The sequence below is a fragment of the Lachnoclostridium sp. An14 genome (genome assembly GCF_002160755.1).
GTDB lineage: Bacteria > Bacillota > Clostridia > Lachnospirales > Lachnospiraceae > Lachnoclostridium_A.
Window position 1 is genome coordinate 102,132 of record NZ_NFLE01000011.1, and the last position, 9,520, is coordinate 111,651.

General features: G+C 51.0%; 11 protein-coding genes. All 11 read left to right on the forward strand.

Features of this window, described 5'->3' with window-relative positions:
• Window positions 1-37 precede the first annotated feature (37 nt).
• Complete coding sequence (locus B5E84_RS08410; RefSeq protein WP_087221697.1) at window positions 38-649, forward strand: MptD family putative ECF transporter S component; 612 nt, start codon at window positions 38-40, stop codon at window positions 647-649.
• On the forward strand, window positions 646-1,371 hold the full coding sequence (locus B5E84_RS08415) for an energy-coupling factor transporter transmembrane component T (protein ID WP_087221699.1): 726 nt from the start codon (window positions 646-648) through the stop codon (window positions 1,369-1,371). The genes B5E84_RS08410 and B5E84_RS08415 overlap by 4 nt, the downstream gene beginning before the upstream one ends.
• On the forward strand, window positions 1,368-2,840 hold the full coding sequence (locus B5E84_RS08420; protein ID WP_087221701.1) for an ABC transporter ATP-binding protein: 1,473 nt from the start codon (window positions 1,368-1,370) through the stop codon (window positions 2,838-2,840). Before B5E84_RS08415 ends, B5E84_RS08420 begins: the two co-directional genes overlap by 4 nt.
• 6 nt (window positions 2,841-2,846) lie before the next feature.
• Window positions 2,847-4,613, forward strand: a complete 1,767-nt coding sequence (locus B5E84_RS08425) for an ABC transporter ATP-binding protein (RefSeq protein WP_087221703.1) — start codon at window positions 2,847-2,849, stop codon at window positions 4,611-4,613.
• Window positions 4,603-6,312, forward strand: coding sequence for an ABC transporter ATP-binding protein (locus B5E84_RS08430; protein WP_087221705.1), 1,710 nt, complete (start codon window positions 4,603-4,605; stop codon window positions 6,310-6,312). Before B5E84_RS08425 ends, B5E84_RS08430 begins: the two co-directional genes overlap by 11 nt.
• An 11-nt stretch (window positions 6,313-6,323) precedes the next feature.
• Window positions 6,324-6,695: a metal-dependent transcriptional regulator gene (locus B5E84_RS08435; protein ID WP_087221707.1), complete on the forward strand. Its 372-nt coding sequence runs from the start codon at window positions 6,324-6,326 to the stop codon at window positions 6,693-6,695.
• 478 nt (window positions 6,696-7,173) lie between these two features.
• On the forward strand, window positions 7,174-7,587 hold the full coding sequence (locus B5E84_RS08440) for an RNA polymerase sigma factor (protein ID WP_087221709.1): 414 nt from the start codon (window positions 7,174-7,176) through the stop codon (window positions 7,585-7,587).
• Between the two features lie 103 nt (window positions 7,588-7,690).
• The gene (locus B5E84_RS08445) at window positions 7,691-8,143 is read left to right on the forward strand and encodes an RNA polymerase subunit sigma-24 (RefSeq protein WP_087221711.1); all 453 of its coding nucleotides are present in this window, start codon (window positions 7,691-7,693) and stop codon (window positions 8,141-8,143) included.
• A gap of 10 nt (window positions 8,144-8,153) precedes the next feature.
• The gene (locus B5E84_RS08450; protein WP_087221713.1) at window positions 8,154-8,615 is read left to right on the forward strand and encodes a sigma factor-like helix-turn-helix DNA-binding protein; all 462 of its coding nucleotides are present in this window, start codon (window positions 8,154-8,156) and stop codon (window positions 8,613-8,615) included.
• Complete coding sequence (locus B5E84_RS08455) at window positions 8,612-9,151, forward strand: RNA polymerase sigma factor (RefSeq protein ID WP_087221715.1); 540 nt, start codon at window positions 8,612-8,614, stop codon at window positions 9,149-9,151. The genes B5E84_RS08450 and B5E84_RS08455 overlap by 4 nt, the downstream gene beginning before the upstream one ends.
• On the forward strand, window positions 9,091-9,387 hold the full coding sequence (locus B5E84_RS08460; protein WP_087221717.1) for a DUF3847 domain-containing protein: 297 nt from the start codon (window positions 9,091-9,093) through the stop codon (window positions 9,385-9,387). Before B5E84_RS08455 ends, B5E84_RS08460 begins: the two co-directional genes overlap by 61 nt.
• Window positions 9,388-9,520 lie beyond the last annotated feature (133 nt).

Here is a 9,520-nt window from a genome sequence, read left to right on the forward strand (position 1 = left end):
TTGTCGAGTCAAGACAACGAAAGGTAGGAGGATCAAAATGAGTAATCAAGTAAATTCTATGAACAAGGGTCTGACGGTGAAAGATCTGGTAACGACAGGTATTTTTACTGCGCTGGTATTTGTTTTCGTCTTAGTAGGCGGTATCTTTTTCGCCCCGAACCCGGTGCTCACATTTTTCACGCCAGCCGGGAGCGGCCTGCTTGCCGGGCCAGTCTTTTTGTTGATGATTGCAAAGGTTCAGAAACGGTGGAGTCTCTCCATCATGGGCGTTGTGATTTGTATTATCTGGTTCGTGACCGGTATGCACTGGGCCTTTGCGCTGGGCTATTTGATTATGGCGATTGTCGCTGACTTTGTTGCGGGTGCGGGACAGTACAAGAGCAAAAAATTGAACAGCATTGCATACATTCTGTTTTCTCTCGGCGGCACTGGGTCGTATATCGTTTTCTTTGCCGACCCCAATGGCTGGGCGCAGACCATGCTGGGAAATGGAACCGAGCAGAGCTACATTGACACCATGCAGGCAACCGCTAACACTGGAATCCTGATTGCCATGTTTGCCGCCGCTATCATTACATCTGCGATTAGCGCCTTTGTGGGCTGCAAAATGCTGAAAAAGCAGTTTGAAAAGGCGGGTATCACAGCATGAGCGGTGAACGCCATAAGAAAGGGCTTTGGCTCGACCCACGAGCCAAACTCTTTCTTATCCTTTTATGTGTTTTATCTTCCATGTTCGCCCCTTCGCTTACATATCAATTTACCCTTGTTGTGCTGATCGCGGTATTGGGGGCCTTCTTTGGAAAATGGAAATATGTCATTAAGGCAGTATGCTTTTATGCGGTTATCTGTGTCCTGACAGTCTGGATTATGGCTGAACTGACAGGAACGCTGCGAACTATGTTCATCGCCTTTTTAGGTTTGTTCCATAAGGTCTATGCGTGCGGAACCCTGGCCGGAATTGTTCTGACTACCACAAAAGTCAATGAGTTCCTGTCAGCGATGAACCGTGTCCATGCGCCGAAAAAGTTAGTTATCCCCCTGGCAGTCATGCTGCGGTATATCCCAACCATTCAAGAGGACTGGCGTTATATCAAGGACGCTATGCGGATGAGAGATGTTTCCCCTTCTCTGGCGGGCTTTCTGGCTCATCCGAGTATGACGGTTGAGTGTATCTATGTGCCTTTGATGATGGCGGCCTCAAAAGCGGCGGATGAACTTTCCATCGCCTCTGTCACTCGTGGAATTGAAAATCCCCATCCCCGCACCTGTCTTGTCCAGATAAAATGCGGAGCTGCTGATTGGGGCGTTATGGCTGTTGCCGTAGCTTTTCTGATTTTCGAATTGTGTGTGCGGGGAGGTGTGATTGGGTGATCGAGTTTGAAAATGTATCGTTTGCCTATACCGGGCAGGAACATGATGGGCTACGCGACATCAATCTGAAAATTTCGGACGGAGAATGCGTCCTGTTCTGCGGCCGTAGCGGGTGCGGAAAAACAACGATCACAAGGCTGGTGAACGGGCTGATTCCTCAGTTTTACCAGGGAGAGCTTCAAGGCCGTGTGCTGGTAGACGGCCAGGAAATCAGCAGCCTCCCCATGTATCAGATTGCCGCAAAGGTTGGTTCGGTTTTTCAAAATCCACGGACACAATTTTTCAATGTGGACACCGACAGCGAGATCGCCTTCGGTATTGAGAATGAGGCCCGCCCTCCCCAGAAATTGGCCGAGAGGGTAGAACAGACAACAGAGGATCTGCATATCCAGAAGCTGCGAAGCAGGAACATTTTTGAATTGTCCGGCGGTGAAAAGCAGAAAATCGCTTTTGCTTCTGTCTACGCTATGAACCCGAAAATTTATCTGCTGGACGAGCCATCTTCTAACCTGGACATGACTTCCATTCAGGAATTAAAGGAACACCTGCGGCTGATAAAAAGCCAGGGCAAAACGATTTTAATTGCGGAACACCGGCTGTACTACCTGATGGAACTTGCAGACCGCATTGTTTATCTTGAAAAAGGGCAGATCAGAAAAATTTATACGCCGGAGGAATTTCGCAAGCTGCCAGAAGCCGAGCGTGAACACATGGGGCTGCGGGCGGTAGATTTGACAGAGGTACTTCCTCCACAGAAGTGCCTGCCTGTTTCAGCACCCATACTTGAACTTCAAGATGTAACACTCCGCTACAAAAAGAGGACGATTTTACATCATATCGCCCTCTCCGCCGCGAAGGGAGAAGTTATCGGCGTGGTTGGTCATAACGGAGCAGGCAAAACGACCTTTTCCCGCGCCTTGTGCGGGCTACATAAGGATTGCGATGGACAATTCCTGTGGGATGGCAGACCGATGGACCGAAAGACAAGGCTGAAGAAGTCTTACATGGTCATGCAGGATGTGAACTACGAATTGTTTGCTGACAGTGTGGAAGCAGAATGCTCCTTTGGTATTCGCAATCCCGATCAGAAATTAGTGACAGAAACACTTGAAAAATTGGGGCTTGTTGCTTACCGGGAACGACACCCGAACACCCTGTCAGGCGGTCAAAAACAGCGGGTGGCTGTGGCGGTCAGTATGATCTGCAGAAAAAATCTTCTGGTATTTGATGAACCGACCAGCGGCCTGGATTTTGACAGTATGGCACAGGTGGCAGGGCTGATCCGGCGATTATCTGATATGGGAAAAGTTATTTTCATCGTTACCCATGATTTTGAGTTTGTTTGCCGAACTTGTTCCCGCGTACTCCATTTTGACGAGGGTGAGATGCCCGATGATTTATCTATGGAAATGAACAATCTCCCCAAACTGAGAGAATTGTTTGCTGTTTCAACAGGAAAGGACTGGTAAGAAAAAATGAAACAGAAAAAGAGAAACAGAGTAGCTTTGCTACTCCATTGGGCCGGAGGACATAAATTCTGGCTGTTCCTGGCTGTTCTGTTGTCGCTGATTAGCGGCCTTTGCACAATGATTCCCTATATTGGCATCTATCAGCTTATGGATGCTGGATTTGCGGGAACCTGCACAAAAGAGCTTGTCATGCGAGTGGCAATTATGATCGCTGTGGCGGTTACGCTGCGCTTTGCCTTGTTCGGCTGCTCCGGTGTTGCATCTCATAAAGGTGCTTATGGGGCGCTGTTTAAGGTTCGCTGCATGGTGGCCGATCACATGGCGAAGGTTCCGCTGGGCGCACTCAATGAGCGGCGGACAGGTGATATTAAGACCGTCTTGAATGAAGATATTGAAAAGCTGGAGCTGTTTTTGGCGCATAACCTACCTGACTTGGTTTGCTATCTGGTAGGTCCAGTAGTCATTTTCATTTATCTGCTGACAGTCAATGTGCCTTTGGCGTTTATATCTCTGATTCCTCTTGTGGCTGCTGTTCTTGTCATGGGCATTATGTTCCGCAATACGGATGAGTTGATGGACAGAGCGAACCGTTCTATTACTTCTCTTAATTCCGTGATGATTGAATATATCAGCGGCATGAAGCTGATTAAAGCATACAACATGGGAAGTAAGTCTTTCCAGAAGTATTCCGATGCCATCCACGAAGAAAACGATATGTGGAATTTGATGTCCCGGCGTATGGGGCCTCCCTATGCGGCCTTTGTGGTTATCATTGAATGTGGGATGCTGCTGATGGTGCCTTTTGGCGGTATGTTCTTTTTAAAAGGCTCCCTAACGGCCAGCGCCTTGCTGCTGTTTGTTTATGTCGGTTCTCTGTATCTGACGGAGATCCGCCCGCTGCAAGAACTGGGGACTAATTTTGCCAATGTGCTGAACGCTGTTACTAAAACCAAAGAGATACTGGATATTCCGATTTATGAGGGTGGAACGGACTTTCCCCAAAATCATGATATTGAACTTCGGAATGTTCGGTTTTCCTATGATGGCAAGACCGATGTACTGCAAGGCGTTAATCTCAAAATTAAAGATGGTGAACGCATGGCCCTTGTGGGACAGTCTGGTGCCGGTAAAAGTACCGTGATTGAGCTGATCTCCCGGTTCTATGATGTGCAGGAGGGCGAAGTGCTGATTGGCGGGAAAAATGTAAAAGAGCTGAACTATGAGACGATCTTGAAGAATGTTGCCATTGTCTTTCAGAAAACTTTCCTTACCCGTGACAGCGTTCTTGAAAATATCCGTATGGGCAGCAATGCCAGCCTGGAGGAAGTACGGGCGGCGGCAAGAGAGGCACAGATTGATGATTTTATCATGTCTTTGCCGGACGGTTATGATACAAAGGTTGGTAGCTTCGGTTCCCGTTTCTCTGGTGGTGAGAAACAGCGAATCGCTATCGCAAGGGCAATCTTGAAAAATTCTCCGATTCTGATTCTTGACGAGGCCACAAGTGCTTCCGACCCTGAGAACCAGATGGAGATTGATAAGGCCATCCAAAATCTGTGCAGGGGCAAGACCGTAATTGTGGTTGCCCACCGTTTGAGTGCCTTAAAGATGTGTGACCGGGTGGCCGTGGTCGAAAACCATACAATCACCTGTGTTGGAACCCATGAAGAAGTGCGGAAGAAAAATGAGTATTACCGCAAATCGTGGGCTGATTATGAAGCGGCCCGTAACATTACCTATCAGTTGGAAGGAGGGGAACGCCATGACGGGTAAAGAGGTGTTGAAGAAAAACAAAAACTTTTACATTGGTGTAATTGCAACGGTTCTGGAGGGCCTGCTTTCCGGCAGTCTGTTCATGCTGCTGTATTTTACGATGCTGTCCCTTTGGTCTGGAGAATTTAATATGAATCGCTCCCTGATGCTCACGGGAGTGCTTGCAGTCATTTTTCTGCTTCGTATCCTGATTTACAGCTTCGGTTATACACGGGCGCAGATTGGCGGTGCGGAAGTAAGCAAAAACATCCGGCTGTTTATGGGTGATAAGATCAAACGGATTCCTCTGTCCCGGTTTACCCAGGGGCAGACAGGCGATTACATCAACACGATCACCAGCGATGTCAATAACTACGAAAAAATACTGACCCATAAAATCGGGGATCTGGCAAAGAGCATTTCCCTGTCCCTCATGCTGATTGTGTTTGTTATGACCTTCTATGTTCCGGCGGGTATTGTCCTTCTGGTAGCCGATCTGCTGCTCATTCCGGCGCTGTGGCTGTCTTTCCGCATGGTACGCAAATATGGCAACGAAAAAAATGATATTTGCGCGGAAAATGTCAGTAGCATTGTGGAATATGTTTCCGGCATTCAGACCTTCCGGGCCTATGGTGTCGGAGGTACAAAGAATAAAACTGTCACTAAGGCAATGAAAGACTTCTGCGACATCAGCTTTGTGTATGAGGCAAAGGTATTGCCTATTGGCGCTGTTTTAGGCATCCTGATCTGGCTGAGTTGCCCTCTTATCATTTGGATGGCTTATGGCCCGTGGGCAGCCGGAACATTGGACACGGTTTCCTATCTGCTGATTTGTATGCTGCCGATATTCTGTGCAAAGCTGGCAAACAGCATCTTTATTGATTTGACCAGCTATAAAAACCTGATGATCTCCAAAAACAAAATCCTGGGTGTTATGAACGAACCAGAGGAAACTGGCAGTATGGAGCCGCTTCAAACGGCCACCCATGAAATCACCTTCGACAGTGTGGACTTCTCGTATGTACCCGGAGAGCCGGTGCTGAAACACGCCACCTTTACGGTGCCAGACCAGAAGCTCACGGCCATTGTCGGGGACTCCGGTTCCGGCAAATCCACCATTCTGAACCTGATTGCAAAATACTACGAGGCGAATGGAGGAACCATTTCAATCGGAGGCAAACCGATTAACCATGTGGCCGCAGAGCGTGTACTGGAACAAATCTCTATGGTAGATCAGGATGTATTTCTCTTTGATGATACCATTCGTGAGAACATCCGGCACGCTCGTCCCAATGCCACGGACGAGGAAATCGAGGCTGCCTGCCGGGAGGCTAATTGTGACGGCTTCATCCGCAAAATGGAAAAAGGATACGATACGCCGACTGGCGAGAACGGAAACCTTCTTTCTGGCGGTGAGCGTCAGCGGATTTCAATCGCCCGCGCTATTCTGAAAAACAGCCCGATTCTGCTTTTGGATGAAGCAACGGCGTCCCTTGACATCGAGAACGAGCTGGCAGTAAAGCAGGCCATCGCCAATCTGCTGAAAGAGAAAAAGACTGTGGTAATGATTGCTCATACCCTTTCCATCGTCAAAAATGCAGATCAAATCCTTGTGGTATCTGACGGAAAGATTGCTGAAGCCGGTACTCACGATGAATTGCTGGCTAAAGGCGGAAAGTATGCGGCCATGTGGAACGCCGAACAAAAATTATCTGCATAAGGGAGGTCTTAATGAAACTTCATGCGTCCGGGGAGGACTACCTGGAAACCATCCTTGTTCTCCAAAAGAAACTCGGTATGGTGCGCTCCGTAGATGTAGCCCGGCACATGGAGGTGTCAAAGCCCAGTGTGTGCCATGCAGTGGCTACCTTGCGGGACGGCGGCTTTCTTACGATGGACAAGGATCACTTTCTCCATCTGACCGATGTGGGCCGCGAGGTAGCCGAAAAAATCTACGAGCGCCATTGCTTTTTTACCGAGCAGCTTATCGCCGCAGGCGTTGATCCAAAAACTGCGGAGGCTGACGCCTGCCGGATTGAACACATCATCAGCGATGAGAGCTTTTCGCGGTTGAAAGAGGCAGCCGCACAAGAGCAAGAATAAACCGAATAAGCCAAGCTATCCTGCCCCGCCAGACGGGGAAAGAAAAAACCGTTGCAGGGCAGATAGTTTTGTGCGCCCATAATGGATTTTCGGGGTACTGCGGCGGTTTTGAGTAACATCAAGGCCGCCGTTCCTTATGCCCTCGACAAAGGAGTGACGCCCATACGCTGACACGGCGGCTTTAGGAGGGAGCCGCTATGAAAGAACTTGCCCGCCGACAAATTCAGACGATATTTGCACTATCGTCAAAAAAAGCCCAGCCACCGAACCGGCCCCGTCTGGCAGCCAGTGCGAAAATTGTCACAATGTAACTGAATACCGTGTTTTTTGCGCTCGAATAGCTTCATGCTGTCCGGGCGTTTTTTCATACCTATGGGGCCGGAACATCGGGCCAACATGGCCCGAACCCTGTCCCCGGTGCCGTTCCCCGCCGCCCCGTTCAGATTTTCCCGCAAAAATCTGAACGGAGGAAAGGCAGATGGAAGTCACCATCAATTACAACGGACAAGCTGTGGCCGTGGAGGTCACGCTGGAAGTCTATGAATTTCTTGACCGGGCCGACCACAAAGCCGAGAACCTGTCCCATGAGCAGCGGCGGCACTGGGATGGCCGGGAGTTTGACGAATACATAGTTGCCACCGAGGGCGTGGGTATCTACGGCGAAACGCCGGAGGATTACCTGTGCCGCATGGAAACGCTGGGCGAGCTGATGGCCGTCCTGGACACCTGCACCGAGACCCAGCGCCGCCGGTTCCTGCTCTATGCCCTGGACGGGCTGAGTTTTTCGGAGATCGCTGCCCTGTGCGGCTGCTCCAAGAGTTCGGTGCAAGGCTCCATTGAAGCGGTCAGAAAAATTTTCAAAAAAATTTTGAGAAACCACCCATACGAATGACCCCTTTTCGGGCTACCAAGTGAAAGGGATTGTTTCCCTTATCCCAGCGGGAGGCGGACAGCGGACAAGCTGCCCGCCTCTCCCATTTTCAGGAGGTAAGCCTATGAAAACCATCAATCTGCGGTGGATTTATCCCCACTACCGGCACAACGAGTTTGTGGAGGTCAGCGATGAGGTCTGGGAGGCCATACAGCAGGCCCAGCGCGAGATGAACAACTATGAGCGCCGGAAGGTCTACCACCGCGCCTACTACTCCCTGGACGCATATAGCTGGACGGAGAACTACGCGCTGGAACACGGGAGATCGCCGGAGGAAATCCTTTTGGAGCGCGAGGAACGGGCCGCCCGCTTGCGGCTGGTTGCCGCCTTGCCGGAGGCACTGTCTCATACCACTCCAACCCAGGCCCGCCGTGTCCGGGCCTACTACATCGCCGGTATCAACCAGCCGAAAATTGCCCGGATGGAGGGCGTACACAGCAGCAAGGTCAGCATTGCCATCCGGCGGGGCCTGCGGAATATGCGCCGCTGCTATGACGGCCTTTTCCCGTCAGAATGAGGGCGGGCCTATGCAGACCATCAACCTCAAGCAATATTATCCGTTCTGCACTGAGGACACCTTTGTGGAGGTGTCGGATGAAATCGCCGAGGCGTTCCTGCTGGACAAGCGGGCCGAGGCCGCCAGGGAACGCAAGATGTACCGCTACAAGGCGTTTTACTCCCTTGACTGCAATGATGGGATTGAGAACGCCGCCATCGGCTGGGCGCAGCCATCGCCGGAGGATTGCCTGATGGAAAAGGAGGCGCAGGCCGAATATGCCGAACTGCTCCGGCGGCTCTATGAGGCCATTTCCTCTCTGCCCCCAACGCAGGCCCGCCGCGTCCATGCCCGGTATATGCTGGGGATGAAAGTGAAGGACATTGCTGCGATGGAGGGTATTACCCCATCCCAGGCGGGGAAGTCCATCCATGCGGCGCTCCGGCGGCTGCGCCGGTACTTCATACGCCGGAAATGGACAAGCGGCCTATGAAAACCCTCAACCTGAAAAAATACTACTACCCGATTTGTAAGAAAGACACCTTTGTGGAAGTGCCGGACGAAGTGGCAGACGCCATTGTGGAGGCAAGCCGCGCAGAGGATGCGAATGACGCCAAACAGCACTATCACTGTTACTCTCTGGACGCATCCCCCGGCATGGAAAACCATTTCCCGGAGCAGGCTGTTTCCCCGGAGGATATTCTGATGGAGAAGGTAACGGAACGGGAACAGGAGGCCGCACGCGCCCTGATGATGGAACGGCTCCGGGAGGCCCTTGCCACCCTGACGCCCCGGCAGGCGAGCTGCCTTCACGCCCGGTTTTGGGAGGGCAAGCAGTTTAAGGAGATTGCCGAGGCCGAAGGCTTCACGACATCAGCAGCCATTGTCACGGTTCGCAACGCCATTATCAAGTTACAGAAATATTATATCAAGCGCGGCTGGATGAAGCCGCCAAAGGAGAAAACGATATGCACAAAGAAATCACCACCCAAGCGAAACAGAAAAAAGACGAGCGCGAAGAAGTCCTGAAGGAAATCCGGCAGCTTGAGAACCGCCAGAAGATTTTGGAGAACAAGCAGCGCAATGAGGAACGCAAGGCCCGCACCCGCCGCCTGATTGAGCGCGGGGCCATTTTGGAGGGCATTTTCCCTCTGGCCCCCGGCCTTCCCGGCGTAGAGGTCAAGGCGTTCCTGATTGCCCTGTCCCATCTTCCGGGGGCGGCGGAACTGGCCGCAAAACTGCCGAAATCCGGGGACAAGCCGTAAGTCCCTTGTTTACAAGGGCGCATTATCCGAGATTTTCAATTATCCGGGGAAATTTTCGAATAGAGCCCATATAAAAGGCTTTCAAAGAAATTTCCTCGGATAATGTAACAGCTATTTTAGAAAATCCGGCAAC

Bases quoted from the DNA above. Each gene is read 5' to 3' on its own strand.
- B5E84_RS08410 (WP_087221697.1), top strand. From the start codon at position 38: ATGAGTAATCAAGTAAATTCTATGAACAAGGGTCTGACGGTGAAAGAT.
- B5E84_RS08415 (WP_087221699.1), top strand. From the start codon at position 646: ATGAGCGGTGAACGCCATAAGAAAGGGCTTTGGCTCGACCCACGAGCC.
- B5E84_RS08425 (WP_087221703.1), top strand. From the start codon at position 2,847: ATGAAACAGAAAAAGAGAAACAGAGTAGCTTTGCTACTCCATTGGGCC.
- B5E84_RS08430 (WP_087221705.1), top strand. From the start codon at position 4,603: ATGACGGGTAAAGAGGTGTTGAAGAAAAACAAAAACTTTTACATTGGT.
- B5E84_RS08435 (WP_087221707.1), top strand. From the start codon at position 6,324: ATGAAACTTCATGCGTCCGGGGAGGACTACCTGGAAACCATCCTTGTT.
- B5E84_RS08440 (WP_087221709.1), top strand. From the start codon at position 7,174: ATGGAAGTCACCATCAATTACAACGGACAAGCTGTGGCCGTGGAGGTC.
- B5E84_RS08445 (WP_087221711.1), top strand. From the start codon at position 7,691: ATGAAAACCATCAATCTGCGGTGGATTTATCCCCACTACCGGCACAAC.
- B5E84_RS08450 (WP_087221713.1), top strand. From the start codon at position 8,154: ATGCAGACCATCAACCTCAAGCAATATTATCCGTTCTGCACTGAGGAC.
- B5E84_RS08455 (WP_087221715.1), top strand. From the start codon at position 8,612: ATGAAAACCCTCAACCTGAAAAAATACTACTACCCGATTTGTAAGAAA.
- B5E84_RS08460 (WP_087221717.1), top strand. From the start codon at position 9,091: ATGCACAAAGAAATCACCACCCAAGCGAAACAGAAAAAAGACGAGCGC.